We start from the raw sequence: 26,268 nt of genomic DNA on the forward strand, positions 1-26,268 counted from the left end.
CCGGGCCTACGCCCCGTCGCCCTCGTCCATCCCCGCCAGCACCAGCGGCAGCCGGTCCGTCCCACCCTCCGTGAGCCGGACCGGCACGCCCCAGTCCTGCTGGTGGACGTGGCAGGCCGGGTAGGCGTGGGAGGGGTCGTCGTCGCAGGAGGCGGCCATCGCCGAGACGTGCAGGACGCCCTCGGATATGGACGGGTCGAGTTCGAGCTCGCGGGACAGGGCCGTGTCCGCGCCCTCGCCTCGCAGCAGCAGCTCGTGCGGGGTGGCGGAGACGAGCAGCCGGGTCGAGGGCCCGTACCGCTCGTCGAGCTTCTGCCCCGCCGGGGCCTGGAAGACCACGTCCAACCGCAGCCTGCCGGGGGCGACTTCGGTGGCCGCGCGCCGGGTGCGCTGGGCGACGGCCTCCACCTTCACCGTCTCCTCCGGCAACCGCAGCCTGGTCAGCCGGTGCCGGGCGGACTCGACGACCACGATGTCGTCCCCGACGAGCACCGCGTCACTCGGCTCCCTCAGATCCGTGGCCAGGGTCCCGACCTCACCCGTCGCCGGGTCGTAGCGGCGCAGCGCGTGGTTGTAGGTGTCGCTGACGGCCACCGACCCGTCGGGCAGGGCCGTGACGCCCAACGGATGCTGCAGCAGCGCCTGTTCGGCCGGCCCGTCCCGATGACCGAAGTCGAAGAGTCCCGTCCCGACCGCCGTGTGGACGGCGCCGTCGAGGTCCACCCAGCGCAGCGCGGACGTCTCGGAGTCGGCGAGCCACAGCCGGTCGGCGGTGGCCGCGAGCCCCGAGGGCTGTGCGAACCAGGCCTCGTCTGCCGGCCCGTCCACCAGGCCCTCGTTGGTCGTGCCGGCCGCCACCGCCACGGTGCCCTCGGCGAGGTCGTACGTCCACAGCTGGTGGACACCGGCCATGGCGATCCACACCCTGCCGTCGAACACGGCCACGTCCCACGGGGAGGAGAGGTCGATCTCCCGCGCCGGCCCGGAGGTCGGGGAGCCCCGCCACCACTGGCGGCCGGTGCCCGCGAGCGTCGTGACCGCCCCGGCGTCCGGGTCGAGCAGGCGCAGCGCGTGGTTCACCGTGTCGGCGACGACCACGGCACCGCCGTCCAGCAGGGCCAGCCCCTGCGGTTCGCTGAAGCGGGCGTGCTCCGCACCGCCGTCCACGAACCCACGCTCGCCGGAGCCGTAGTGCCGTACGACGGTCTCGCCGTCGGCCGCCAGCCGGACCAGCCGGTGCCGGGTGGTGTCGCTGACGAGGAAGTCGCCGTCCGGCAGGAGCAGGGCCTTGCCGGGGAACCGCAGCACCGTCGGCTCGGGCTCGGGCGCCACGTACGGCCCGTCGCCGCGCCGCAGTGTCCCCTTGGCCTCGTGTTCGGTCTCCAGCTCGACGACCAGCCGCTCGATGGCGTGCGCATGGCCCTCGCCCGCGTGCTGGGCGACCACGTACCCCTCGGGATCGACCACCACGAGCGTCGGCCAGGCCCGCACCGCGTACTGCTTCCAGGTGGCGAGCTCCGGATCGTCGAGCACCGGGTGCTCCACCCCGTACCGCTCGACGGCGTCGACCACCGCCCCGTGCTCCGCCTCGTGCGCGAACTTCGGCGAGTGGACCCCGATGACCACCACGGTGTCCCGGTGCTTCTCCTCCAGCTCCCGCAGCTCGTCGAGAACATGCAGACAGTTGATGCAGCAGAACGTCCAAAAATCCAACACCACTATTTTCCCCCGCAGGTCGGCGAGGGTGTACTGCTCGCCGCCCGTGTTCAGCCAGCCGCCCTTCCCGATCAGCTCGGGGGCGCGGACACGGACACGGCGGGGGGCCGAGTGCTGGGTCGCGGAATCGCTCATGGATCAAGCGTGCCACTTTTCGGGAAACCGCTTCGGACCCTGTGGAAAACCGCGCTTCCAGGTTGTGGACAACTCGTCGGGCTGGGCTTTTCGGGTCTACCGGCGATGTTTCGCGGTCGTCCCCGGGGAACGTCTGCAGGCATGAGATTCCTCGTACGCGACCGGATCCTCGGCATCGGTGACGACTACTGGATCGAGGACGAGCACGGCCGGAAGGCCTTCCTCGTCGACGGCAAGGCCATGCGGCTGCGGGACACCTTCGAGCTGAAGGACACCCGGGGGGAGGTACTGATCGACATCCGCCGCAAGATGTTCGCGCTGCGCGACACGATGGTCGTCGAACGCGGCGGCGAGCCCCTCGCCACCGTCCGCCGCAAGCGCCTCTCCCTCCTGCGCAACCACTACCGGGTCTCCCTGGCGGACGGCACCGAACTCGACGTCAGCGGCAAGATCCTCGACCGTGAGTTCGCCATCGAGTACGAGGGCGAACTCCTCGCGCACATCTCCCGCAGATGGCTGCACGTCCGCGAGACCTACGGCCTCGACGTCGTACGCGACGACGCGGACCCGGCCCTGCTGATCGCCGTGACGGTGTGCGTGATCAACCTGGCGGAGCGGGAACGGGACGACTGAGGGAACACACGCCGGGAAACGCACGCTCCGCCAAGGCTCGGCCGAGCCGAAGCTCAGCGCACGAAAGCTCGGCGGAGCCGAAGCGCGGCAGGCACGAAGCTCAGCGGCGCGGTGGCTCCAGCCCCAGGAGTCTGTCCTTCAGCGCGGGGAACTGCTCACGCGTCGTCGCGACCCTCGTCGGGTCGAGGTCGACCGTGAGGACCTCCTCGCCGGGGCCCGCCTCCGCCAGGACCTCGCCCCAGGGGTCGACCACGATCGAGTGACCTGCCTGGGGAACTCCCGCGTGCGTACCGGCCGTTCCGCAGGCGAGGACGTAGGCCTGGTTCTCCACGGCCCGGGCCTGCGCCAGCAGCGTCCAGTGGGAGCGACGGCGTTCCGGCCAGCCCGCCGACAGCACGAACATCTCGGCGCCCGCGTCGACGAGCCCCCGGAACAGCTCGGGGAACCGCAGGTCGTAGCAGGTGGCGATGCCGATGGTCGTGTCCGGGACGCGGAGCGTCACCAGCTCCGCGCCGGCACCCATCAGCACGGCCTCGCCCTTGTCGAAGCCGAAGCGGTGGATCTTGCGGTAGGAGGCGGCGAGGTCGCCGGACGGTGAGAAGACGAGGGAGGTGTTGTAGAGGGTGCCGTCAGGGGCCCGCTCCGGGATCGAGCCGGCGTGCAGCCAGACGCCCGTGTCGGTCGCCGCCTTGGCCATCGCCTCGTACGTCGGCCCTTCCAGCGGTTCGGCCGCCGAGGCGAAGGATTCGAACGCGAATGCGCCGGTGGTCCAGAGCTCCGGGAGGACGACGAGATCGGCGCCTGCCTGGTCCCGTACCAGCGAGGCCACCCGCCGCCTGCGCGATTCGACCGATTCGTCCTCGTCTACGCCGATCTGGATGAGCGAGGCGCGCACAGTACCACCGTCCTGGCATTCGAGCCGTCCACACCAGCCTACGATCGTCACACGAAAGCACTGCCGGGGTGCCTCAGAGCAGCGTAACTTAACGTTTCACAGCACCCACTGACAGCCGCCGACGACCTACTCCACGCCGTCAACGCCGACGCCCCCACTGAAGACCACCACCCACGTAGCCGACACGTACCGACCGTACTGACACGTACCGACCGCCCGAGGGGTCCCGTTCCGTGAGTCTGCATCCCACTCTTCAGCCCTACGCCGACGCCTGGACCCACTCCGTGGACGCGATATCCGAGCTGGTGTCGCCGCTCGTGGAGGGCGAGTGGAACCGCCGGACGCCATGCCCGGGGTGGTCGGTGCGCGATGTGGTCTCCCACGTCATCGGCCTGGACTGCGAAATGCTCGGCGACCCCCGGCCGATCCACACCCTGCCGCGCGATCTGTACCACGTACGGACCGAGCACCAGCGGTACATGGAGATGCAGGTCGACGCCCGCCGTCACCACACCGCGCCGGAGATGACCTCCGAGCTGGAGTACACGATCATCCGGCGCAACCGCCAGCTGCGGAACGAGTCCCGGGACCCGGGTCACAAGGTGCGGGGCCCGCTCGGCACCGAGCTGACCCTCGAACAGGCCATGCGCAACCGCGCCTTCGACGTCTGGGTCCACGAGCAGGACCTGCGCGCCGCGCTGGGCCAGCCGGGGAACCTGGACTCGCCGGGCGCGCTCGTCGTCCGTGACGAGCTGCTGTCCGTGCTGCCGAAGGTGGTCGCGGAGGACGCGCAGGCGCCGCGCAGTTCGGCCGTCGTCTTCGACGTGCACGGCCCGGTGGAGTTCATCCGTACCGTCCGCGTGGACATCCAGGGCCGCGGCACGCTGGAGACGGCTCCCGCCCTCGGCCCCGCCGCCACCCTCACGCTCGACTGGGAGACCTACGTCCGTCTCGCCTGCGGCCGCGTCACCGCCGATCTCGTCGCCGACCGCATCAAGGCCGAGGGCGACCCCCACCTGATCGCGGCGATCCTGCACGCGTTCGCGGTGACGGTGTAGCGGCCGGGTGACCCGGTAGCGGCCGGCTCTGCGGGGCCGTCGGCTCGCGGGGCCGCCGAACGCTGCCCCTCACACCGGCCTACCGGCCCCTACGCCGGTACGTGCACCGTCTCCACCCGGCTCGCCACCAGGCGTTCCCGCTCGCGGCGGGCCGCGCGGCCGCGCAGGCGGAGGATCTGGCTCAGGCCCAGCGCCTGGAGGACGAACACGGCGGAGAAGGCGATGCCGTAGTCGTCGTCGGTCAGGTCCAGGAGGACGCCGACCGCGAACAGGGTCGTCATGGAGGCGACGAAACCACCCATGTTGGTGATCCCGGAGGCGGTGCCCTGACGCTCCGGCGGGTTCGCCGGGCGGGCGAAATCGAAGCCGAGCATCGATGCCGGACCGCAGGCGCCCAGGACCGCGCAGAGCACGATCAGGAGCCACATCGGGGCGCGCTCGCCGGTGTGGACGAGCGTGGTCGCCCACACCGCCGCCGTCGCGAGGACGGTGCCGAGCGCCAGCGGCAGCCGCGCGGCGTGGTGCCGGGCGACGATCTGGCCGTACACCAGTCCGACCACCATGTTGGACAGGACGACGAGAGTGAGCAGTTCACCGGCGGTGCCCCGGCTGAGCCCCTGCGCCTGGACCAGGAACGGCATCCCCCACAGCAGCAGGAACACCATCGCCGGGAACTGGGTGGTGAAGTGCACCCACAACCCGAGCCGGGTGCCGGGCTCCCTCCAGGACGCCACGATCTGCCGCCGCACGTACGCGGCACCGTGGTGCGGGAACGGCTCCGGCTCATGCCCGTCCGGGTGGTCCTTCAGGAACAGCAGCGTGAGGGCCAGCACGACCAGACCGGCGACCGAGCTGCCCGCGAACGCCGCTGTCCAGCCCACCCCGTGCAGCAGCCGGGCCAGCAACAGCGTCGAGACCAGGTTGCCCGCCATGCCGACCAGGCCCGCCATCTGCGCGACCAGCGGCCCGCGTCGGGCCGGGAACCACCGGCTGCCCAGCCGCAGCACACTGATGAACGTCATCGCGTCGCCGCAGCCCAGCAGCGCCCGCGACGCCAGCGCCATGCCGTACGACGGAGACAGCGCGAAGCCGATCTGGCCGGCCGTGAACAGCAGGATGCCCAGGGTCAGCACCTTCCTGGTGCCGAGCCGGTCGACCAGCAGGCCGACGGGTATCTGCATCCCGGCGTAGACCAGCAGCTGGAGGATCGAGAACGTGGACAGGGCGGAGGCGCCCACATGGAAGCGCTCTGCGGCGTCGAGGCCGGCCACGCCCAACGACGTACGGAAGATGACGGCGACGAAGTAGACGGAGACGCCCACACCCCAGACGGCGAGGGCCCGGCGGCCGCCGGGCGGGTCCCCGGGCAGGGACCCGGCGGACGACGATATGACAGGTCGGCTCAACGGACCTCCCCCCGCGCCAGGTTGGAGAACCAGCTCACGTGACGGTGCACGATCTCCACGGCCGCCTCCGCGTCGCCCGTGCGCAGCGCCCGGAGGATCTCCTCGTGCTCGGTGAGCGTCTTCGTGATGCGGTCCGGGTGGGCGTGCATCACGGCGACGCCCATCCGCAGCTGCCGGTCGCGGAGTTGGTCGTAGAGGCGGGAGAGGATCTCGTTCCCGCCGCTGCGGACGATCTCGGCGTGGAAACAGCGGTCGGTCACCGCAGCGCCCGCCAGGTCCCCGGCGGCGGCCTGCGCCTTCTGCTGTTCCAGCAGGCTCTCCAGCCGCTCGATCAGCTGCGGCGAGGCCGGGGCCGTCTTGCGGACCGCGTGCTCCTCGACCAGCTGTCGGGTCTCCACGACGTCCGCGATCTCCTGCGCGGAGACGGGCAGCACGAGGGCGCCCTTCTTCGGATAGAGCTTGATCAGCCCCTCGACCTGCAGCCGCAGCAGCGCTTCCCGTACCGGCGTCCGCGACACGCCGACCGCCTCGGCGAGCTCGCCCTCGGTGAGCAGCGTGCCGCCCTCGTAGCGGCGCTCCAGAACACCCTGCTTGACATGGGCGTAGACACGGTCGGCGGCGGGGGGCTGCTTCACGGAGGGGATCGCGGAGGCGGGAGCTGGGGCGGAGGGCATGTCCACAGCATAGATACAACACGTACACATCGCCGCCCTCGTCCACGATCCGGGACGGCACGCCCACTGCGGAACCAGCCCAGAGACCGCCTCGCACCCACCCTGAACCCGTCGAAGAACTGTGAGATGGACGCGAATTGACCCCCGGCACACCCAGAGCACAACCTTTTGTGCTACTCACTTGTCACATGAGAAGCGGCACTGCTTGCCCGAAACCGGAGCACAAGTGGCCGCGCTCCACAGACATTTGACGCAATCGGGGTACTTGACTTGATTACCGCCATAAAGGGCGCACGTGTCCGCAGAGCCGCTGCAGTCGTCGTGACCACCGGTGCGATGATCGCGACCGGAGTCGTCACCTCCGCTCCCGCGCAGGCGGCTCCCGCGAAGCCGACGATCACCGCCAAGGGCGGGTTCGTATGGAACAACGCCAACAGCAAGGCCCTATACACGAAGGCCGCGGACACCAAGCGGTCCACGGGCTCCACCACCAAGATCATGACCGCCAAGGTCGTGCTGTCGCAGAAGAACCTGAACCTGAACGCCAAGGTCACGGTCTCGAAGGCGTACAGCGACTACATCGTCAAGAACCAGGCCTCCCACGCCGGCCTGATCGTCGGCGACAAGGTCACCGTCCGCCAGCTCCTCTATGGGCTGATGCTGCCGTCGGGCTGCGACGCCGCGTATGCGCTCGCCGACAAGTTCGGCACGGGCTCGACGCGTGCGGCGCGGGTGAAGTCGTTCATCGGCAAGATGAACTCCACCGCCAAGAGCCTCGGCATGACGAACACGAAGTTCGACTCCTTCGACGGCATCAGCAACGGTTCGAACTACTCGACGCCTCGCGACCTCACCAAGCTCGCCAGCAACGCGCTGAAGAACTCCACGTTCAAGTCCATCGTGGGCACGAAGACCACCAAGCAGAAGGTGACCACCAAGAGCGGCGGCTACCGCTACTACACCTGGAACAACACCAACACCCTGCTCGGCTGGAAGGGAACGTTCGGCGTGAAGACCGGCTCCGGCGCCCAGGCAAAGTACTGCCTTGTCTTCGCCGCGACCCGCAACGGCAAGACGATCGTGGGCACCGTCCTGACGTCCACCAATGCGACCACCCGCACGGCGGACGTGAAGAAGCTGATGGACTACGGCTTCGCCACGCTCTAGACGACCGGCCTCTCGGAGGCATGCGAAGGGGGCCACCGCTCACCGCGGTGGCCCCCTTCGCGTTTCCCGCGCAAGCCGATCAGGCTTCCTTGCCTCGCAACAGTGAACATGGCTGGCCCAGCTGGCATATTCGAGTTCCACCTCCGTACGTTCCACAGCGGAGGTGGTTCAGATGATCGAACCCAGCAAGCACCAGCCCGACCCCCGCATGCGGAAGGAGGACGCCCTCGACGTCGGCGACTTCGTCTACGCGGCTACCGGAGCCCGCGTCCGCCGGCTGACCATGCCGGACGGGACTCACTGGTTCCCGGCAGTGGATGTCTGCAAGCAGTTGGGACACTCCAACTCGCGGCAGGCTCTCGCCGACCACGTCCCGGAGACGCACCGAGACATTCTTGAGACCGTAACTGGAGCTTACGGTCTCAGCATTCCCGCAGGTAGAGAGTGGCGTCGAGACCTGAATCTCATCGATCTCCAAGGTCTGATCCTGCTCGTCAGCGCCTGCACCAAGCCGGAGTGAGCGCAACCTCCACGCCGACGAGCAACTCGCGCAGGCACAGCACAGGTCGATCGCCCTGCAGGAGCACATGGTGGAGTTGCAGAGCGCAACCCTCGCCGCCCAGCAGGCCATCGCCCAGGCCATGGAACGCATCGCCGACCGGCTCGACGCCCTCGCCCTCACCCCCGCCCGACCGACGCCGGACACCACCGCGTTCTCGACGCGCCCCACCACGGAGACGGTCCTGGCCGACTGGCGCGAACGACTGTCCGTGACGGCGGACGTGTGGACGGTGGCCGTCGTGATCGCCCCGGTCCTCGTCGAGAAGGGCGAGTTGCGGCAGCCACCGGAAGCCATCGCGGCCCGGACGGGCCTGTCGGTGCACCGCGTCAACGAATGCCTCCGACTGCTGCGCAAGCACGCCTGCATCCATCCCGTGGGTGCGGCGGCGGACGGAGCCCCGGTGTACGTGCTGCACCAGCGCTGACCTCTCCCCGAGAGCGGGCACAGGACAGGGGCGTCGCAATCCGAACTTGCGGCGCCCCTGTGTGCTGAGCCTACCCAGCGGGGAGTCTCACGCCCAGGTGATCAACCTCTTCGGCTGTTCCAAGATCGCCGCCACATCCGCCAGCACCTTCGAACCCAGCTCCCCGTCCACCAACCGGTGGTCGAAGGAGAGTGCCAGCGTGGTGACCTGGCGGGGCTTCACCTTCCCCTTGTGGACCCACGGCTGGAGCTTGATCGAACCGACCGCGAGGATCGCGGACTCGCCCGGGTTCAGGATGGGTGTGCCGGTGTCGATGCCGAAGACGCCGACGTTGGTGATGGTGACCGTGCCGCCCTGCATGGCGCCCGGGGAGGTCCGGCCCTCCTTGGCCGTCGAGACCAACTCGCTCAGCGACTGCGCCAGCTCCGGCAGCGTCTTGGCGTGCGCGTCCTTGATGTTCGGGACGATCAGACCGCGCGGGGTGGCCGCGGCGATGCCGAGGTTCACGTAGTGCTTGACCACGATCTCCTGGGCGGCCTCGTCCCAGGTGGCGTTGATGTCCGGGTTGCGCCGGATCGCGACCAGCAGGGCCCTGGCGATCAGCAGCAGCGGGTTGACCCGCAGGCCCGCCAGCTCCTTGTCCTGCTTCAGCTCCTCGACCAGCTTCATCGTCCGCGTCACGTCGACGGTCACGAACTCCGTGACGTGCGGGGCGGTGAAGGCCGAGCCGACCATCGCCGCGGCCGTCGCCTTCCGGACACCCTTGACCGGGACACGGGTCTCCCGCGCGCCATCGTACGAGGCCACCGGAACCGGGGTCTGGACGGGCGCGGCGGGTGCGACCGGGGCCGTGGGTGTCTCCGTCACTGGCTCGGGAGCCTTCGGCGGGACCACGGCCGCGTGGACGTCCTCGCGGGTGATGATGCCGTCCGGGCCGGACGGGGTGATCGTCGACAGGTCCACCCCGAGGTCCTTGGCGAGCTTGCGGACCGGCGGCTTGGCCAGCGGACGCGCGACGGTGACCCCGTGCTGTCCGTGTCCGTTGAGGTCGCCCTGGATGCCCTGGAGAGCCGAGGCGCCGTACAGCGTGTCCTCGGCGGGCGCGGCGGCGGCCGGGACGCCCTTGCGGGGGCGGCGCTTCGTGGAGGACTCGGCGACGCCGTAACCGACGAGGACCGGCTTGCGGCCCTCGGGCTTCTTGGCCGCCGGCGCCGCCACGGGCTTGGCCGCGGGCTTCGGCTCGACCGCGGGCTCGGCGGGCGCCGCTTCGTCGGCGCCGGCCGGGGCCGCACCGCCCGCCACGTCCACCGCGATGATCGACGTGCCGACGTCGACCGTGGTGCCCTCGGGGAAGTGCAGGGCGCGTACGACACCGTCGTACGGGATGGGCAGCTCGACGGCGGCCTTGGCCGTCTCGACCTCGCAGACGATCTGGCCGTCGGTGACGGTGTCGCCGGGCTGGACGTACCACTTGAGGATCTCGGCCTCGGTGAGTCCCTCGCCCACGTCGGGCATCTTGAACTCGCGCGGAGACGTGTCTGTCATCGTCGTCACGGACCTCTCCCTCAGTACGCCAGCGAGCGGTCGACGGCGTCGAGCACCCGGTCCAGGTTCGGCAGGTACTCCTCCTCCAGCCGGGCCGGCGGATACGGGGAGTGGTATCCACCGACGCGCAGGACCGGAGCCTCCAGGTGGTAGAAGCACCGCTCGGTGATGCGGGCGGCGATCTCCGCGCCCGAACCGAAGAAGACCGGAGCCTCGTGGACCACGATCAGACGGCGCGTCCGCTCCACGGAGGCCTGGATGGAGTCGAAGTCCAGCGGGGAGACCGACCGCAGGTCCAGGACCTCCAGGGCCCTGCCCTCCTCGGCGGCGGCGTCGGCGACCTCCTGGCAGAGCTTCACCATCGGGCCGTACGCGGCGAGCGTGAGGTCGGTGCCCTCGCGGACCACCCGGGCCTTGTGCAGCGGGCCGGGGATCGCCTCCGGGTTGACCTCGGCCTTGTCCCAGTAGCGCCGCTTGGGCTCGAAGAAGATCACCGGGTCGTCGCTCTGGATGGCCTGCTGCATCATCCAGTAGGCGTCCGACGCGTTCGACGGCGAGACCACCTTCAGGCCCGCCACGTGCGCGAACAGCGCCTCCGGGGACTCGGAGTGGTGCTCGACGGCGCCGATGCCGCCGCCGTAGGGGATACGGACGACGACGGGGAGCTTGACCTTGCCCAGCGAGCGCGCGTGCATCTTGGCCAGCTGGGTGACGATCTGGTCGTACGCGGGGAAGACGAAGCCGTCGAACTGGATCTCCACCACCGGGCGGTAGCCCCGCAGGGCCAGGCCGATGGCGGTGCCGACGATGCCGGACTCGGCGAGCGGGGTGTCGATCACCCGGTCCTCGCCGAAGTCCTTCTGGAGGCCGTCGGTCACCCGGAACACACCGCCGAGCTTGCCGACGTCCTCGCCCATGACGAGAACCTTGGGGTCGGCTTCGAGGGCCCTGCGCAGCGATTCGTTGATCGCCTTGGCGATCGCCATGTTCTTCACGGCGGATTGCCCGGCGGTCTGCCCTGCCGCCTGCGCGGCTGTCTGCGTGGTCATCGCTACTTGCCCTCCTCTTCGTCCACATCGGCGAACGACGCCTGGTACGCCGCGAACTGGGCGCGCTCCTCGTCCACGAGCGCGTGGCCGTCCGCGTACGCGTTCTCGAAGATGGCGAAGTGGTCCGGGTCGGGCATGGCACGCACCACTTCGCGCACTCGCCTTCCCAACGCCTCGCTCTCCGCTTCGAGTTCCGCGAAGAATCCCTCGTTCGTGTCCGTTTCGGACTCGAGGTAGCTGCGCAGACGCGCGATCGGGTCCTTGGCCTCCCAGGCCACCCGCTCGTCGTCGTGGCGGTAGCGGGTGGGGTCGTCGGAGGTGGTATGGGCGCCCATGCGGTAGGTGTACGCCTCGACCAGGGTGGGGCCCTCGCCCCGGCGGGCGCGCTCCAGCGCCCACTTGGTGACGGCGAGGCAACCGAGGACGTCGTTGCCGTCGACGCGGACGCCCGGGAAGCCGAAGCCCTGGGCGCGCTGGTAGAGCGGGACGCGGGTCTGCTTCTCCGTGGGCTCCGAGATGGCCCACTGGTTGTTCTGGCAGAAGAACACGACCGGCGCGTTGTAGACCGCGGAGAAGGTGAACGCCTCGGCGACGTCGCCCTGGCTGGAGGCGCCGTCACCGAAGTAGGCGACGACCGCCGAGTCGGCGCCGTCCTTGGCGACGCCCATGGCGTAGCCGGTGGCGTGCAGCGTCTGGGAGCCGATGACGATCGTGTAGAGGTGGAAGTTGTTGCTGTTCGGGTCCCAGCCGCCGTTGTTCACGCCGCGGAACATGCCGAGCAGATTGGTCGGGTCGACGCCGCGGCACCAGGCGACGCCGTGCTCGCGGTAGGTCGGGAAGACGTAGTCGTCCTCGCGGGTGGCCCGCCCGGAGCCGATCTGGGCGGCCTCCTGGCCGAGCAGCGAGGCCCACAGGCCCAGCTCGCCCTGGCGCTGCAGGGAGGTGGCCTCGGCGTCGAAGCGACGGGTCAGCACCATGTCGCGGTACAGGCCGCGCAGCTCGTCGGCGGTGATGTCCGCGACAAACGGGTCGTACTCGGCATTCTTGACGCGCTTGCCCTCGGGCGTCAGCAGCTGGACGAGTTCGGGCTGGGCGTCGGTCGGCTTCTTCGCAGTGGCGCGCCTGGTGCCGGTGGTGCCGGCCGCCTTGCTGCCGGTGGTGCCGGTCTTGCCTGCGGCGCTGCGTCGCGGCTTGCGCGCGGCAGTGCTCTCCACGGTCACGTGTGCTCCTCCGTCGGTCCGGCCCCCGGGGTTGCCGGGTGACCAGTGCGGCTCGCCTGATCCCGGTGCCCGTGCACGGGGTGGGTGCCCTTGGCCGGGAACAGACGTGACAGGTGCCCCGGCGAGCGCCCTGCACGAGGCACGTTACCCAGTGCGCCGCATTCCTGTGAAACCCCTACTGACCTGCGATTTTCCTTGGATTTCCAAGTAATTCGGTACTAGGGGGTCCAAGTAGTTCGCGTCTGTCGGGAACAGCTGCTGGTCACAGCACTGGCTACAGCCTGGCAGGGGGCCGGAACACCGGCACGTTATCCCGGCCAACCCGGCCACGGGAAGAGTTCGCCGGATACGGGCCGCGAGATCGGTGGCGCAAGTTGCTCCATCCGTGAAGCGGGCGGGAGTGCCCTGCTCCGCGACGGGCGCGGCGTCCGCCCGGCCCGTATGTCTGCGCGTCGAGTCGCAGTTCGGATCCATGCACTCGGTGATCGGTAACGACTGTGTGTGACAAGCGTCAGGTCAGCGGCGTGGCGCATGCCCTAACATCTGGCGCGTGCCGCGCTCATCTGTACCACCCCCTGTGCTCCACACGCCCCCTCTGGGCCCCCTGCTGGAGCAGTACGCCGCCGGTTCCGTGCTGGCCTGTGAACCCGTGGACGAGGGACTTCTCAATCGCGGCTACCGACTGCGCACCACCCGCGGCCGGTACTTCCTCAAGCACCACTTCGACCCCGAGACCGCCCACCCGGCCGCGATCCTGCGCCAGCACCGGGCCACCCAGTGCCTCGCCGACCTGGGCGTTCCCGTCGCCCCGCCGCTGACCGGAAGGGACGGGGGCACGGTGGCGATCGTCGCCGGCCACGCCTACGCCCTGCACCCGTGGATCGAGGGGCGCCACCGGCACGGCGGCCAGCTCACCCCCGGGCAGTGCGCCCGCCTGGGGGCGCTGCTGGGGGTCGTGCACGCCTCGTTGGAACGGGTGATGCCGACGCCGGAGGAGCCGGGCGCGTCCGTGAAGGAGCCGGTCTCACCCGCGCGGAAGCGGCTGATCCCGGCGCAGCGGCGGGCCCGGGAGGCACGGCGGCCTCCAGGAAGTACCGGTGCTGCCGGTGATGCCGGGGCCGGCGGGGCCGTCGGGACCGAGAGCGCCGATCCCGCGCAGACCTTCGCCCTCATCGACGATCTGCTCGACCGGGTACGCCGCCTCCGCCCGGCCGACCCGTTCGACGCGCTCGCCCGGCACCGGCTGCTGGAGCGGCGGCGTCTGCTGGAACGGCACGCGCACCGGCGGCCGCCCAGGGGTGGTCCGGTGGGATGGGTGCACGGCGACTTCCACCCCTACAACGTGCTCTACCGCGACGACGTCCCCGAGGTGCCGGCCGCGATCCTCGACTGGGACCGGCTCGGTGTGCAGCCGCGCGCGGAGGAGGCGGTCCGGGCGGCGGTGATCTTCTTCGTACGTCCCGTCGGTGCCCTGGACCTGGCGAAGGTGCGCTCCTACGCGCGCGCGTACCGGCGCTCCGCGGGCGCCGCCCCGGCCGAGCTCGCGGCGGCCGTGCACCGTGTGTGGTGGGAGCGGCTCAACGACTTCTGGATGCTGCGCTGGCACTACGAGCGCGGTGACACCCGCGCCGACCCGCAGTTCCCGGCGGCCTCGGCGCTGGTGGTGTGGTGGACACGGGAGTACGACGCGGTGCGCGAGGCGTTCGTGGAGTGAGCCGACGCGGCGCGCACGACGAGGGGTGCGCCGGGCGAGTTCCGCCCCGGCGCACCCCCTCCAGCGTGGTCAGCCCTCTTCGCCGCCGATGCCGCCCGGCAGGCCGCCCGCGTCGCCGCCGCTGCTGGCGTCGGTCGGCTCCTCGGTCGGCTCCTCCGTGGGCTCCTCGGACGTGGGTTCCTCGGACGTCGGCTCGTCGGTCGTCGGCTCCTCCGACGGCTGGCTCTGCGTCGGGGACGGGCTGGAGCTCGGCTGCTGCGTGTACGGCGGCGTGTAGCCGCCGCCGTTGTTCGAGTCGGTGGTGTCGTCCGTGGGCTCCTCGGTCGCCTCGTCGGTGGGCGACTCGCTGGCGTCCTTGTCCTTGCTGGACGTCGTGGCCGTCGGGGAATTGGTGGTCTCGTTGCCGCCGCCGCCGGAGGCGCCGTTGTTGTTCAGCGCCAGGGCGACGCCCGCCGCGATGGCGATCACCGCGAGGACGGCGAGGATCCACAGCTTGCCGCGGCCGCCGCCCCGGTTGCCGCTGCCCTCGAAGCCTCCGTCGTCCCGGCCTCCGCCGCCGTACCCCGGCAGGATCGGCTGCGGGATCTGCGAGGTGCCCGATTCCCCCGGGTGCGGCATGACCGTCGTACCGGACATACCGCCCGGCGGGGTGTGCCGGCCGTCGTGCATGGCGACGGGCCCGGTGTTCCAGGTGCCGGTGTGGCCGCCCTGGTCGTAGAGCATCTGCAGGCCGTACTGGACGAGGCCGCGCATCTCCTCGGCCGTCTGGAACCGGTCGTCCGGCTCCTTGGCGAGGGAGCGCATGACCAGTCCGTCGAGCTCCGGGGGCGCCGCCCCCTCCGAGGTCTCGGAGGGCGGCACCGGAATGTCCTGGACGTGCTGGTAGACCACCGACAGAGGGGTCTCGCCGATGAAGGGCGGCCGGAGCGCCAGGAGTTCGTAGAGCAGACAGCCGGTGGCGTACAGGTCGGAGCGGTGGTCGACGGCCTTGCCGAGCGCCTGCTCCGGGGAGAGGTACTGCGGCGTGCCCATGACCATGCCGGTCTGCGTCATCGTCGTGGACGCGCCGTGCAGGGCGCGGGCGATGCCGAAGTCCATCACCTTCACCGCGCCGTTCGTGGTGATGATGACGTTCGCCGGCTTGATGTCGCGGTGCACGATGCCGTGCTGGTGCGAGTACGCGAGCGCCTCCAGCACACCGGAGACGATGATCAGCGCCTGCTCGGGGCCGGGAGCCTCGGCGTTGATCAGCAGATCGCGGATGGTGCGGCCCTCGACCAGCTCCATGACGATGTACGGCACGGGGGTGCCGTTCACGACGTCCTCGCCGGAGTCGTAGACAGCCACGATCGAGTGGTGGTTGAGACCGGCCACCGCCTGGGCCTCACGCGTGAAGCGGGCCTTGGAAATGGGGTCTTCGGCGAGATCGGAGCGGAGCAGTTTGACCGCGACCGTACGACCGAGGCGCACGTCCTCGGCCGCGAACACCTCGGCCATACCGCCCCGGCCGAGTCTGTGGGTCATCCGGTACCGGCCGTCACCTACCAGCCCGCCGTTGCCCCACAACTCCGGCGCGTCCGACATGCCGCCGCCAGTCGCCTCGGGGTCGGACGGGCCCTGAGAGCGCTGCTGCTGTGCCATCAGTCCTCGCCGTCGTTTCTGCCCGCGGTCCGCGCGGTACTTGTTACGGTCTCCGTCGGCCACGCTACAGCCTTCACGCAAGAGGCCGGTCCGGGTTGGATGCGCGACGGGTTCACGACGGATTCAAGGTGGATTCAAAGGTTGATCGGCCATGAAACCCGCAGCGCGCGCACTCGTGCAAGTTCTGTGTACCGGGCGTACGCCCCCTGTAACGCTTCCGCGACGCTTCTTTCGCGTACGGTCACGGATCGGGCACCGCGCTTGACGTGTCAGTGCCCTGGGGCAGACTTGGCCGGGAATAGCACAAAGGATCACCGGAATCTTCAGGGATCACAGATCGCGGGAGCCACGCCAGCAGCTTTCGCGCGCGCCGATGGGGGACGCAGGAAGATGAGCCAGGACGCCGCACAGGGCCGGTACGCGGGGCGGTCGCTAGCCGGTGGCCGCTACCAACTGCGTGACCTGCTCGGCGAGGGCGGCATGGCCTCCGTCCACCTCGCGTACGACTCGGTGCTCGACCGACAGGTCGCTATCAAGACACTCCACACCGACCTCGGCCGCGAACAGGCCTTCCGTGAGCGCTTCCGCCGTGAGGCGCAGGCCGTGGCGAAGCTCACCCACACCAACATCGTGTCGGTCTTCGACACCGGCGAGGACGATCTGGACGGCATGACGACGCCGTACATCGTCATGGAGTACATCGAGGGCAAGCCGCTCGGTTCGGTGCTCGACGCGGATGTCGCCCAGCTCGGCGCCATGCCCTCCGACAAGGCTCTGAAGATCACCGCTGATGTGCTGGCGGCGCTGGAGATCAGCCACGAGATGGGCCTGGTCCACCGGGACATCAAGCCGGGCAACGTGATGATGACCAAGCGCAACGTCGTGAAGGTCATGGACTTCGGCATCGCCCGCGCCATGCAGTCCGGTGTCACGTCGATGACGCAGACCGGCATGGTCGTCGGCACCCCGCAGTACCTCTCGCCCGAGCAGGCCCTCGGCCGCGGCGTGGACGCCCGCTCCGACCTGTACTCGGTCGGCATCATGCTCTTCCAGCTGACCACCGGGCGACTGCCGTTCGAGGCGGACTCGCCGCTGGCCATAGCGTATGCGCACGTCCAGGAGGAGCCGGTCGCTCCCTCCTCGATCAACCGTTCCCTGCCGCCGGCCGTGGACGCCATCATCGCCCGCGCGCTGAAGAAGAACCCGAACGAGCGGTTCCCGAGCGCGGAGGTGATGCGGGACGAGTGCCTGCGGGTCGCCGCGTCCCTCCAGCCCGTCGCGCCGAGCATCGTGCCGGGTGTGCAGACGGCCAGCGGCGCGGGGGTCTCCTCGGCGGTCTTCCCGCCGATCGACCACACGGGCGCACCGCAGTCGGGCAGCGTCCAGATGCCGTACCAGCCGCCCTCGACGGGCGGTTACGGTCCGCCGACACCCGCCCCGGCGCCGACGCCCGCCCCGTCCTACGGCTACCCGCAGCAGGGCGGCTACCCGACGCCGCCGCAGACCGCGGCGTACTCGCCGCAGCAGGGCGGGGCCACCCCGCCTCCGTACAACATCACGCCCCAGCAGTCCTCGCTGTCGGCCGGGCGTTCCGGGGGCGGGAAGAACAACAAGGGCGTCATCGTGGGCGCGATCGCGGTGTCGGTCCTGGCGGTGGGCGGTCTGATCGTGGCGCTCAGCCTGAGCTCGGGCACCGAGACGGAGGGCGGCGACGACGGCGCGAACGCGTCCTCCTCGCCGACCGTGGTCGAGGGGCACAAGGGTCCGGACACGTCGAAGGTCATCGACTCGACCGAGTGCACGGAACCCTCGGAGTCGTACAACGACCCCGACAAGATCGAGCTGCCGGACTTCACCTTCAAGAACATCGACTCGGTGAAGAAGTGCTTCCAGGCGGCGGGCTGGCAGTACGACGTCCAGAAGGTCGACGAGAACACGTACGGCGAGGGCACGGTCATGGAGCAGTACCCGGCCGCCTCCGAGGACGTCGACCCCAAGGACATGCCCTCGATCATCCTCAAGGTCTCGACGGGCAACCCGGCCTGACGCCTCTGTCGCAGCCATTGCGGGAACGGTCGTAGGAAGGGCCCGGCACTCGGTGTGCCGGGCCCTTGCGTACGTGGTGGGGGGGTTTTGCCGAACGGCTCTCAGAGGCTCTCGCCGAAGGCCCGCCGGAAGGAGTGGCTAGAGATACGGACCGCCGGAGCGGCCGACCGTGCGCGGGTCGTCGTCGCCTTCGTGGCCGCCGACGCCGGGCGGCAGCGCGCGGCGCATCTGCTCCAACTGCGCCCGGGCGGCCATCTGCTGGGCGAACAGCGTCGTCTGGATCCCGTGGAAGAGGCCTTCGAGCCAGCCGACCAACTGGGCCTGGGCGATCCGCAGTTCCGCGTCGCTCGGGATCACCTCGTCGGTGAAGGGCAGGGAGAGCCGCTCCAACTCCTCCACCAGCTCGGGCGCCAGGCCGTCCTCCAGTTCCTTGACGGAGCTGGCGTGGATCTCCTTCAGCCGGGCCCGGCTGGCCTCGTCGAGGGGGGCGACCCGTACCTCTTCGAGCAGTTGCTTGATCATGCTGCCGATGCGCATGACCTTGGCCGGCTGTTCCACCATCTCCGTCACCGGGACCTCGCGGGAGTCCTCATCGCCTCCACCGCCGCCCACCGCCATGCCGTCCTGGCCCACGACCAGGATCTGGGGCTGTTCGGGCGACCGTTCGTTCCTCGGCATCTCCATGCCGTCATTCTCTCGCACGCGAACACCCCACCACCCTGGTGCCCCCCACACAGGGTGATCCACCGTTTACGTAGCCACGGCCCGCGCCCCCGACCCACCGATGCCGCCGCGCGGTGTCGAGGTCGGTCCGCTCGGAGGAGCGCTGCGATGCGTCCGGATGCCGGGAGGTCGGTGCCGTGTGACGCTGAGGGCGTGGCTACCTGGCTTCGTTCGGTGCGCGTGACGGGACCCGTTCTCGTCGCGGGGCTGCTCGTCGTTCTGGTGACGGGGGTCGCGCCGACGGCGTACGCGGCCGATCCCGACCCCGCGACCTCCTGGGCCGGCAGCCGCGCGGGCGAAGGCCGCGAACGGCCGGGGCGGCCGGACGCAGTCCCCGCGGAACCGGAGGACGAGACCTCCACGCTCCCGGAAGAGCCCGCCACCGAACCGGACGGCCCGGGCTCCCCCCTCGCCCCCGACCCCTCCCAGAACGCCGCCCTGCCCGTGCCCGGCGTGCCACCCGGTACCGGCACGGCGACCGTCGAGGAGCCCGTCCTACAGGCCCTCGCCCTCGGTGGCGGCCTGATTCTCATAGGCATGGGCCTCGGACTGGCCTTCGTGGGGCTGCGCATACGGCGGTACTGAACCGGAGTCGGGCCACAGAGTCAGGCCGGGGTCCGGCTGAGCCCTCCTACGGCACCACCAGCAACACCTTGCCCACGTGGCCGCTCTCCTCCAGCACCCGGTGCGCCGTGGCCGCGTCGTCCATGGGGATCTCCCGGTCGACGACCGGACGCACATGGCCACCGCCGATCAGGGGCCAGACATGTTCGCGTACGGCGGCCACGATGGCCGTCTTCTCCTCCTGGGGCCGGGCCCGCAGCGAGGTCGCGCTGATCGCCGCCCGCTTGGCGAGGAGGGCGCCGATGTTCAGCTCGCCCTTGATACCGCCCTGCAAGCCGATGATCGCGAGCCGTCCGTTGACCGCGAGGACCCGGACGTTGCGATCCAGGTACTTTGCGCCCATGTTGTCGAGGATGACGTCGGCGCCCCTGCCGTCCGTGGCCGCCCGGACCTCCTCGACGAAGTCCTGCTCGCGGTAGTTGATCAGGATGTCCGCGCCCAGGGCGGCGCACTGCTCCAGCTTCTCCTCGGTACCCGCCGTGACGGCGACCTTCGCGCCGACGGCCTTGGCGAGCTGGATGGCCATCGTGCCGATGCCGCCGGAACCGCCGTGTACGAGGAGCGTCTCACCGGGACGCAGGTGGGCGATCATGAAGACGTTCGACCAGACCGTACAGGTCACCTCGGGCAACGCGGCGGCCTGCCGGAGGTCGAGGCCGGAGGGGACCGGCAGCAGCTGGCCGGCCGGAACAACGACCTTCTCCGCGTAGCCGCCGCCCGAGAGCAGCGCGCACACCTCGTCGCCGACGCTCCACCCGGCCACCCCGGGCCCGATCTCCGCGACTCGGCCGGAACACTCCAGGCCGGGGTAGAGGGAGGCGCCGGGCGGTGGGTCGTAGAAGCCCTGCCGCTGCAGCAGGTCGGCGCGGTTCACGGCGCTCGCCGCCACCTCGATGAGCACTTCGCCCTCGCCGGGCACCGGGTCGGGGACCTCGTCCCAGACCAGGGCCTCGGGTCCACCGGGATCGGGAATCGTGATCGCATGCATGAGAGGGACGCTACCCCCGCCCTCCCCGTCCGATCCCGGCCCCGTACCCCCTGGCTTCGCCGATCCCGGACTGCCCCCGCACCCCCGTGCCTCCCTCGCGACACCCCGGGGCTCCGACCTGCAACACCACCCCGGCCGCCCCATAGCCTGGCTCTGCGGGCTCCCACCGCGGTCCAGCCTCGCCGCCCGCCTCGTCGTCTCGCATCACGGGTTCCGCCTCGTCGTCTCCCATCGCCGGCCCACTGCCGCCCGCCCGGCCCGGCCCCGGCGGTCCCTCGGTCGTTCGTCTCTGGTCGGGCGTAATCGGGGTGCGATATACCCCCATCGGAGAGACCGTGGAGACCCCACGGCCGCACGGGTTCTCGCCGACGCGCTTCGCTCCGACACCGAAGCAGCCGACGCGATCGTGTTTCCCGCGGTTTTCCCGCGCGGCGACCGATGAGTTCCGGCGGTCCCGGCGGTCTCCCCTTGCGTAGCCCCGGACACGGGCCCCGTACGCGGAAGGATCTCAACATGAGCGCACAGACGTCCGGCCTCGCGATCGAGACCGCGGGTCTGGTGAAGACGTTCGGCGAGACCCGGGCCGTCGACGGCGTCGACCTGGCCGTGCCCGCCGGCACGGTCTACGGCGTCCTCGGCCCGAACGGCGCCGGCAAGACCACCACCGTGAAGATGCTCGCCACACTGCTGCGTCCCGACGGCGGCCAGGCGCACGTCTTCGGACACGACGTCGTCCGGGAGGCCGACGAGGTACGCGGCCGGGTCAGCCTGACCGGGCAGTACGCCTCCGTGGACGAAGACCTCACCGGCAGCGAGAACCTGGTGCTGCTCGCCCGGCTCCTCGGCCACGACAAGCGAACGGCCCGGCAGCGCGCCGGTCAGCTGTTGGAGGCCTTCGGACTGAGCGACGCGGCCGGAAAGCAGGTCAAGCACTACTCGGGCGGCATGCGGCGCCGTATCGACATCGCCGCGTCCATCCTCAACACGCCCGACCTGCTGTTCCTGGACGAGCCGACGACCGGCCTCGACCCACGCAGCCGCAACCATGTGTGGGACATCGTGCGCGCGGTGGTCGCCCAGGGCACGACCGTGCTGCTGACCACGCAGTATCTGGACGAGGCGGACCAGCTGGCGTCCCGGATCGCGGTCATCGACCAGGGCAAGGTGATCGCGGAGGGCACGAAGGGTGAGCTGAAGGCGTCCGTGGGCGCCGGTTCCGTCCATCTGCGGCTGCGTGACGCGGCCCAGCGGCCGCAGGCCGAGGAGGTGCTGCGCCTCGCCCTCGACGCCGACGTGCAGCGCGAGCCGGACCCGGTGGCGCTGACGGCGCGCGTCGGCGCGGGATCCGCGGGCGGACAGGGGGCCGCCGAGGCCGCCGCCCGGGCGCTCGCCGAACTGGCCCGCACCGGCATCACCGTCGACAACTTCTCGCTGGGCCAGCCCAGTCTGGACGAGGTGTTCCTCGCCCTCACCGGTCACGACACCAGGGCGGCCGCGCAGGCCGAGGGCGCCCCCGAGACGAAGGACGAGGCAGCGGCATGAGCACCGCCACCACCACCGACAACAAGGAACTCGCCCCCGTCAGCGCCGAGTCGCTCGCCGCGCTCCTCATCGCGAAGGAACGCCCGCCGCGGCCCAGCGCCGTGTCGGCCTCGCTGACGTTCGGCTGGCGGGCCATGCTCAAGATCAAACACGTACCGGAGCAGCTCTTCGACGTCACCGCCTTCCCGATCATGATGGTGCTGATGTACACGTACCTCTTCGGCGGGGCGCTGGCCGGCTCACCGGAGCAGTACATCCAGTTCCTGCTGCCCGGCATCCTGGTGATGTCGGTCGTGATGATCACGATGTACACCGGCGTCTCGGTCAACACGGACATCGAGAAGGGTGTCTTCGACCGGTTCCGCTCGCTGCCCATCTGGCGGCCGTCGACGATGGTCGGCTATCTGCTGGGCGACGCCCTGCGCTACGCGATCGCGTCGGTGGTGATGCTCACCGTCGGCATGATCCTCGGCTACCGCCCGGACGGTGGCGTGGTCGGCGTGGTCGCCGGGGTCGCGCTGCTCATCGTCTTCTCGTTCTCGTTCTCGTGGATCTGGACGATGTTGGGTCTCATGCTGCGCACCGAGAAGTCCGTGATGGGCGTCAGCATGATGGTGATCTTCCCGCTGACCTTCCTGTCCAACGTCTTCGTCGATCCGAGCACCATGCCGGGCTGGCTCCAGGCGTTCGTCAACAACAGCCCGGTCACGCATCTGGCCTCGGCGGTCCGCGAGTTGATGGCGGGCGAGTGGCCGACTGCGGAGCTCGCCTGGACGCTGGGCTGGTCCGCCCTGTTCGTGCTGGTCTTCGGACCGATCACGATGCGGCTGTACAACCGCAAGTAGCGATCGCTGCAAGAGGGTGGCCCCGGGGTACGGGATCCTGGGGCCACCTTTTTCGTTCCCGCTACGGCTTTCGCTCCCGCTACGGCAGGTGCTTGGTCTCGGGGGTGATCTTCGTGCTCGGGGTGGCCCGGACGATGGTGATCAGCCGGTCCGTCAACTGCAGCTCACCGATGGACGGATCGTCGTAGCCCAGCACCCGGTGTCCGCGCAGCACGCTGACCACCAGGTCCTCCGTCTCCCGAACGCCTCGCCCCACCTCGGCCTTTATGACCGGCCGTTCGGCGATGTCGAGCCCGCTGCCCTGTTGGATGAGGTCCTCCATCACCATGCCGGCGGCGGGGCTGAGCACGGAGAGCCCGAGGAGCCGCCCGGCCGCGCTGGCGCTGGTGATGACGACATCGGCCCCGGACTGCTTCAGCAGCGGCGCGTTCTCCTCTTCCCGGACGGCGGCCACGATCTTCGCGCCCCGGTTGAGCTGGCGGGCGGTCAGCGCCACCAGAACGGCGGTGCCGTCACGCGCGGTCGAGATGATGATCTGGCGCGCCTTCTGCAGCTCGGCCCGCAGCAGCACATCGCTGCGGGTCGCGTCCCCGATGACCCCCGTGTACCCCTCGGAGGTCGCCGCCTCGATGGCCTTCGAGCTCGGGTCCACGACGACGACCTGCTCCTTCTTCAGACCCGTCGCGCAGACGGTCTGGACCGCCGAACGCCCCTTCGTCCCCCAGCCGACGACAACGGTGTGCTCCCTCAAGGCCGCCCTCCAGCGGTTCAGTCGCCATTCCTCGCGCGTGCGCTCCGTGAGAACCTCCAGCGTGGTGCCGACCAGGATGATCAGGAACAGCACACGCAACGGCGTGATCACGAAGATGTTGGTGAACCGGGCAGCATCGCTGACCGGGGTGATGTCGCCGTATCCGGTGGTGGAGAGGGTGACGGTGGCGTAGTAGAACGCGTCGAGCAGATCCACTGATCCGTCGGAGTTGTCGTTGTACCCCTCATGGTCGGCATAGACGATGAAGGCGGTGGCGACCAGCAGGAACAAGGCCATCGCCAGTCGCTTGCCGACCTGACGGATCGGCCGCTCGACCTCTCGTTTCGGCAGTCTCACCTGGTGGGTCACGTGACGCTCGTCCGCATTGCGGGCGATCGCGTCCTGGCCCGGAAGTTTCACGTGAAACACTCCCCGTTTCGGCGTACATCCCCTGGCTGCACTCCGCCCCCGACTGCCTGTTGTTTCACGTGAAACACCGTTGGTCGCAAGGCCGGTTGGCCGTATCGACGTTTCACGTGAAACACACCTGGATGCCCGCCGTCGCCCAGGGCAGATCGAGCAGTTCCAGCTCCTGGCCGGAACGAGCGCCTCCCGGCGGTACGACGGCGAGGGCATCGGCGGTGGCGATTCCGCGGAGCATAGCGGGACCGTTGTAGTGCAGCGGAAGGGCGTCATCACCCCGCAGACTGACCGGCACGAGCCGTGTGTCGTACGGGTGCCCGTGCACCGCCTCCCGAAGCGGCATCGTGTACGACTCCGGGGCGGCGCGCCCGGCGAGGGTGCGCAGCAGCGGCTCGGCGAGCGTGAACAGCCCGGACACGGCGGCCAGGGGGTTACCGGGCAGCCCGACGAGGTGCTGATCCGGCTTGATCCGGGCCAGCAGCATGGGGTGGCCCGGGCGTACCTTCACCCCGTCGACGAGGAGTTCGGCCCCGACACGGCGCAGGGTGGGGTGGACATGGTCGACGGGTCCGGACGCCGTGCCGCCCGTGGTGACGATGAGGTCGGCGGAGGACTTCTTCATCGCCCGGTACAGGGCGTCGGCGTCGTCGCCGAGGCGGCGTACGGCGGTGACCTCGGCGCCCAGTGCCCGGAGCCAGGAGGGCAGCATCGGTCCGAGGGCGTCCCGGATCGAGCCCTCACGCGGGAGCCCCTCGGTGAGCAGTTCGTCGCCCAGGACGAGCAGTTCGACGCGTGGGCGGGGGAGCACGCTCAACGTGTCGTACCCGGCGGCCGACGCGAGCCCGAGCGCGGCCGGGGTGATCTGCGTGCCGAGCGGCAGCAGTTGGTCGCCGTTGCGGCACTCCTGGCCTCGTGGCCGGATGTCCTGCCCGTGGGCGAGGTCCCGGGTCGGGTGCAGTCGCCCCTTGTCGTCGGTGCGGCCGTGCTCGCTGCGCAGGACGGCGGTCGTGTCCGGCGGGATACGGGCGCCAGTGGCGATCCGGACCGCCTCCCCGTCCGTGAGCCGGTCGGACTCGCCGTGCCCCGCCAGCACTCCGTCCTCGCGTACCGCCCAGGGGCCGGGGCCCGCGACCGCCCAGCCGTCCATCGCCGAGGTGTCGAAGGAGGGAAGGTCGGTGAGGGCGGTGAGCGGGGCGGCGAGCACGAGACCGAGCGCCTTGTCGACCGTGACCGACACGGGGGCCCTGCGCCCGGCCGAGCGGGCGGCGCGTTCGGCGACGGCCCGGGCCTCGGGCCAGGAAGTGGCCCGGTGGTGGGAATCGTCCTTGGCCCGGTGCACGCCGGTCCGACCGGTCGTGGGGGTCTCGCGGGAGGAGCGCAGCTCGGCCGGTCCCCGGGCGGGCCTGTCGTTGGCCACGGCCAGCGCCTCCTCCACGTCGAGTTCCTCGGCGTCCTGGGCGGTCATCCGGCGGCCGGGCCGGTGTCCTGGCCGGCGCCGGGCCCGGGGTGAGGCTGGGCGGCCGGGGCGGCTTCGGGCAGGGCACCCGGCCCGGCCTCGGGAGTGGTCTCGTCGGCCCAGCGCAGAGCCAGGGCTGAGGCCTTGCGCGCGGCCTCGGTGACGGCCTCAGGACCTCCCCCAGCCTTGGCGGCGGCGTAGCCGATGAGGAAGGTGGTCAGCGGGGCGGCGGGCCGGGCCACGCTGTGGGCGGCGTCACGGGCGAGGTCGAGCAGCTCGGTGATGTCGACGTCGAGGTCGATCCCCAGCTCGTCCTTGACTGCGGAAATCCATTCATCCAACACGTGGCCATGCTCCCTGATCCTTGCGCGGGCGGCGGCGATGTCGTCCCAGGTGTCGCAGTCGAAGGACGCGAGGGGGTCGGTGATTCGGGTGAGGCGCAGTGCGGCGGTCAGCCGCCGCAGGGGGAGCCCCGTCAGCCCGTCGTGCTCGACGGCGAGCCGCGCGAGCTCTCGGCGGAGGGCCTCGGCCCGGTGGGCGGCCACGAGCGGCTGGTCACGGCCGTCGGGGTCGGTGACCAGGACACCGTCGGCAGTCCCCTCGTCGGCCCTGAGGGCGTCGAGCAGTCGCCGTACCGTCTTCTCGTCCAGGAAAGGCAGGTCGGCGGAGAGAACGACGACGTACGGCGCGGTGGTGTGCCGGAGTCCGGCGTCCAGCGCGGCGAGCGGACCGCCGCCGGAGGGTTCCTCGCGGGCCCACAGGACGGGCCGCGCGGTGGGCCGGGGGTCGGAGACGACCACGGTCGTCCCGGCCGCGGCGCAGGCGCGCAGCACGCGGTCGAGCAGGGCCCGTCCGCCGACACGCACGGCGGGCTTGTCCGTGCCGCCGAGCCGCCGAGCGGCACCACCGGCGAGTACGACGGCGTCGAACACGTCGGTACCGGGGTCCCCGGGGTGCTCGTACACAGTCACCCTCCGAGTATGCGGGCCTCCACGATCACTGGGAACGGGGGAGGCCGCGCGTTCCCGGCC

The 26,268-nt window shown here is 70.5% G+C and carries 21 protein-coding genes and 1 pseudogene; 9 read left to right on the forward strand and 13 right to left on the reverse strand.

Translation table 11 applies throughout. The features are described from left to right. Nucleotides 1-6: 6 nt before the first annotated feature. Nucleotides 7-1,851 carry a thioredoxin-like domain-containing protein gene (locus P8T65_RS22705; protein WP_316727122.1) on the reverse strand — a complete coding sequence of 615 codons (1,845 nt, stop codon included), beginning with the start codon at nt 1,849-1,851 and terminating at the stop codon, nt 7-9. A gap of 141 nt (nt 1,852-1,992) precedes the next feature. Here P8T65_RS22705 and P8T65_RS22710 point away from each other — a divergent pair, with 141 nt between their 5' ends. Next, nucleotides 1,993-2,484, forward strand: coding sequence for an LURP-one-related family protein (locus tag P8T65_RS22710; protein WP_316727123.1), 492 nt, complete (start codon nt 1,993-1,995; stop codon nt 2,482-2,484). Between the two features lie 100 nt (nt 2,485-2,584). Here the strand turns inward: P8T65_RS22710 and P8T65_RS22715 are convergent, their stop codons facing one another. Next, nucleotides 2,585-3,379 carry a carbon-nitrogen family hydrolase gene (locus P8T65_RS22715; RefSeq protein WP_316727124.1) on the reverse strand — a complete coding sequence of 265 codons (795 nt, stop codon included), beginning with the start codon at nt 3,377-3,379 and terminating at the stop codon, nt 2,585-2,587. A gap of 233 nt (nt 3,380-3,612) precedes the next feature. On the opposite strand from P8T65_RS22715, the gene P8T65_RS22720 reads away from it, so the two are divergent. Further along, complete coding sequence (locus P8T65_RS22720; protein ID WP_316727125.1) at nt 3,613-4,437, forward strand: maleylpyruvate isomerase family mycothiol-dependent enzyme; 825 nt, start codon at nt 3,613-3,615, stop codon at nt 4,435-4,437. A gap of 89 nt (nt 4,438-4,526) precedes the next feature. Here the strand turns inward: P8T65_RS22720 and P8T65_RS22725 are convergent, their stop codons facing one another. Both P8T65_RS22725 and P8T65_RS22730 read right to left on the reverse strand, forming a co-directional pair. Continuing rightward, nucleotides 4,527-5,843, reverse strand: a complete 1,317-nt coding sequence (locus P8T65_RS22725; RefSeq protein ID WP_316727126.1) for an MFS transporter — start codon at nt 5,841-5,843, stop codon at nt 4,527-4,529. Next, nucleotides 5,840-6,517 (reverse strand): GntR family transcriptional regulator, encoded by a 678-nt coding sequence (locus P8T65_RS22730; protein ID WP_316727127.1) that lies wholly within the window; start codon nt 6,515-6,517, stop codon nt 5,840-5,842. The genes P8T65_RS22725 and P8T65_RS22730 overlap by 4 nt, the downstream gene beginning before the upstream one ends. 336 nt (nt 6,518-6,853) lie before the next feature. Here P8T65_RS22730 and P8T65_RS22735 point away from each other — a divergent pair, with 336 nt between their 5' ends. Then, nucleotides 6,854-7,684 carry a D-alanyl-D-alanine carboxypeptidase gene (locus tag P8T65_RS22735; protein ID WP_316727128.1) on the forward strand — a complete coding sequence of 277 codons (831 nt, stop codon included), beginning with the start codon at nt 6,854-6,856 and terminating at the stop codon, nt 7,682-7,684. A gap of 172 nt (nt 7,685-7,856) precedes the next feature. Then, nucleotides 7,857-8,670, forward strand: a pseudogene (locus P8T65_RS22740) (Bro-N domain-containing protein). 87 nt (nt 8,671-8,757) lie between these two features. Here the strand turns inward: P8T65_RS22740 and P8T65_RS22745 are convergent. Genes P8T65_RS22745 through pdhA form a run of 3 tightly spaced genes read right to left on the reverse strand, consistent with a single transcriptional unit; the run spans nt 8,758 to nt 12,484 of the window. Further along, on the reverse strand, nt 8,758-10,224 hold the full coding sequence (locus P8T65_RS22745; RefSeq protein WP_316727129.1) for a dihydrolipoamide acetyltransferase family protein: 1,467 nt from the start codon (nt 10,222-10,224) through the stop codon (nt 8,758-8,760). 11 nt (nt 10,225-10,235) lie between these two features. Continuing rightward, nucleotides 10,236-11,264, reverse strand: coding sequence for an alpha-ketoacid dehydrogenase subunit beta (locus P8T65_RS22750; RefSeq protein ID WP_374117006.1), 1,029 nt, complete (start codon nt 11,262-11,264; stop codon nt 10,236-10,238). Between the two features lie 2 nt (nt 11,265-11,266). After that, nucleotides 11,267-12,484 (reverse strand): pyruvate dehydrogenase (acetyl-transferring) E1 component subunit alpha, encoded by a 1,218-nt coding sequence (gene pdhA / locus P8T65_RS22755; protein ID WP_316727130.1) that lies wholly within the window; start codon nt 12,482-12,484, stop codon nt 11,267-11,269. 550 nt (nt 12,485-13,034) lie between these two features. On the opposite strand from pdhA, the gene P8T65_RS22760 reads away from it, so the two are divergent. Continuing rightward, nucleotides 13,035-14,198 carry a phosphotransferase gene (locus tag P8T65_RS22760; RefSeq protein WP_316727131.1) on the forward strand — a complete coding sequence of 388 codons (1,164 nt, stop codon included), beginning with the start codon at nt 13,035-13,037 and terminating at the stop codon, nt 14,196-14,198. A 69-nt stretch (nt 14,199-14,267) separates the two neighbouring features. Here P8T65_RS22760 and P8T65_RS22765 read toward each other — a convergent pair whose 3' ends face one another. Continuing rightward, nucleotides 14,268-15,839 (reverse strand): protein kinase domain-containing protein, encoded by a 1,572-nt coding sequence (locus tag P8T65_RS22765; RefSeq protein ID WP_316727132.1) that lies wholly within the window; start codon nt 15,837-15,839, stop codon nt 14,268-14,270. 390 nt (nt 15,840-16,229) lie between these two features. Between P8T65_RS22765 and P8T65_RS22770 the strand changes: the two genes are divergently transcribed. Further along, the gene (locus P8T65_RS22770) at nt 16,230-17,885 is read left to right on the forward strand and encodes a protein kinase domain-containing protein (RefSeq protein WP_316727133.1); all 1,656 of its coding nucleotides are present in this window, start codon (nt 16,230-16,232) and stop codon (nt 17,883-17,885) included. A 138-nt stretch (nt 17,886-18,023) separates the two neighbouring features. Here the strand turns inward: P8T65_RS22770 and P8T65_RS22775 are convergent, their stop codons facing one another. Further along, complete coding sequence (locus tag P8T65_RS22775; RefSeq protein WP_184906276.1) at nt 18,024-18,569, reverse strand: bacterial proteasome activator family protein; 546 nt, start codon at nt 18,567-18,569, stop codon at nt 18,024-18,026. Between the two features lie 192 nt (nt 18,570-18,761). Here P8T65_RS22775 and P8T65_RS22780 point away from each other — a divergent pair, with 192 nt between their 5' ends. Further along, nucleotides 18,762-19,193, forward strand: a complete 432-nt coding sequence (locus P8T65_RS22780) for a hypothetical protein (RefSeq protein ID WP_316727134.1) — start codon at nt 18,762-18,764, stop codon at nt 19,191-19,193. A 46-nt stretch (nt 19,194-19,239) separates the two neighbouring features. Here the strand turns inward: P8T65_RS22780 and P8T65_RS22785 are convergent, their stop codons facing one another. Continuing rightward, nucleotides 19,240-20,220, reverse strand: a complete 981-nt coding sequence (locus tag P8T65_RS22785) for an NAD(P)H-quinone oxidoreductase (RefSeq protein WP_316727135.1) — start codon at nt 20,218-20,220, stop codon at nt 19,240-19,242. A gap of 513 nt (nt 20,221-20,733) precedes the next feature. Between P8T65_RS22785 and P8T65_RS22790 the strand changes: the two genes are divergently transcribed. Further along, nucleotides 20,734-21,762 carry an ATP-binding cassette domain-containing protein gene (locus tag P8T65_RS22790; protein WP_316727136.1) on the forward strand — a complete coding sequence of 343 codons (1,029 nt, stop codon included), beginning with the start codon at nt 20,734-20,736 and terminating at the stop codon, nt 21,760-21,762. After that, nucleotides 21,759-22,607, forward strand: coding sequence for an ABC transporter permease (locus P8T65_RS22795; RefSeq protein ID WP_184906284.1), 849 nt, complete (start codon nt 21,759-21,761; stop codon nt 22,605-22,607). The genes P8T65_RS22790 and P8T65_RS22795 overlap by 4 nt, the downstream gene beginning before the upstream one ends. Nucleotides 22,608-22,686: 79 nt before the next feature. On the opposite strand, the gene P8T65_RS22800 is transcribed toward P8T65_RS22795, so the two are convergent. The 3 genes from P8T65_RS22800 to P8T65_RS22810 all read right to left on the reverse strand — a co-directional run bounded on the left by P8T65_RS22800 (nt 22,687) and on the right by P8T65_RS22810 (nt 26,208). Beyond that, on the reverse strand, nt 22,687-23,778 hold the full coding sequence (locus P8T65_RS22800; protein WP_316727137.1) for a potassium channel family protein: 1,092 nt from the start codon (nt 23,776-23,778) through the stop codon (nt 22,687-22,689). 112 nt (nt 23,779-23,890) lie between these two features. Then, nucleotides 23,891-25,246 carry a molybdopterin molybdotransferase MoeA gene (locus tag P8T65_RS22805; RefSeq protein ID WP_316727138.1) on the reverse strand — a complete coding sequence of 452 codons (1,356 nt, stop codon included), beginning with the start codon at nt 25,244-25,246 and terminating at the stop codon, nt 23,891-23,893. Further along, nucleotides 25,243-26,208 carry an NTP transferase domain-containing protein gene (locus tag P8T65_RS22810; RefSeq protein WP_316727139.1) on the reverse strand — a complete coding sequence of 322 codons (966 nt, stop codon included), beginning with the start codon at nt 26,206-26,208 and terminating at the stop codon, nt 25,243-25,245. Before P8T65_RS22810 ends, P8T65_RS22805 begins: the two co-directional genes overlap by 4 nt. Between the last annotated feature and the right edge of the window lie 60 nt (nt 26,209-26,268).

The organism is Streptomyces sp. 11x1 (genome assembly GCF_032598905.1).
Taxonomy (GTDB): domain Bacteria; phylum Actinomycetota; class Actinomycetes; order Streptomycetales; family Streptomycetaceae; genus Streptomyces.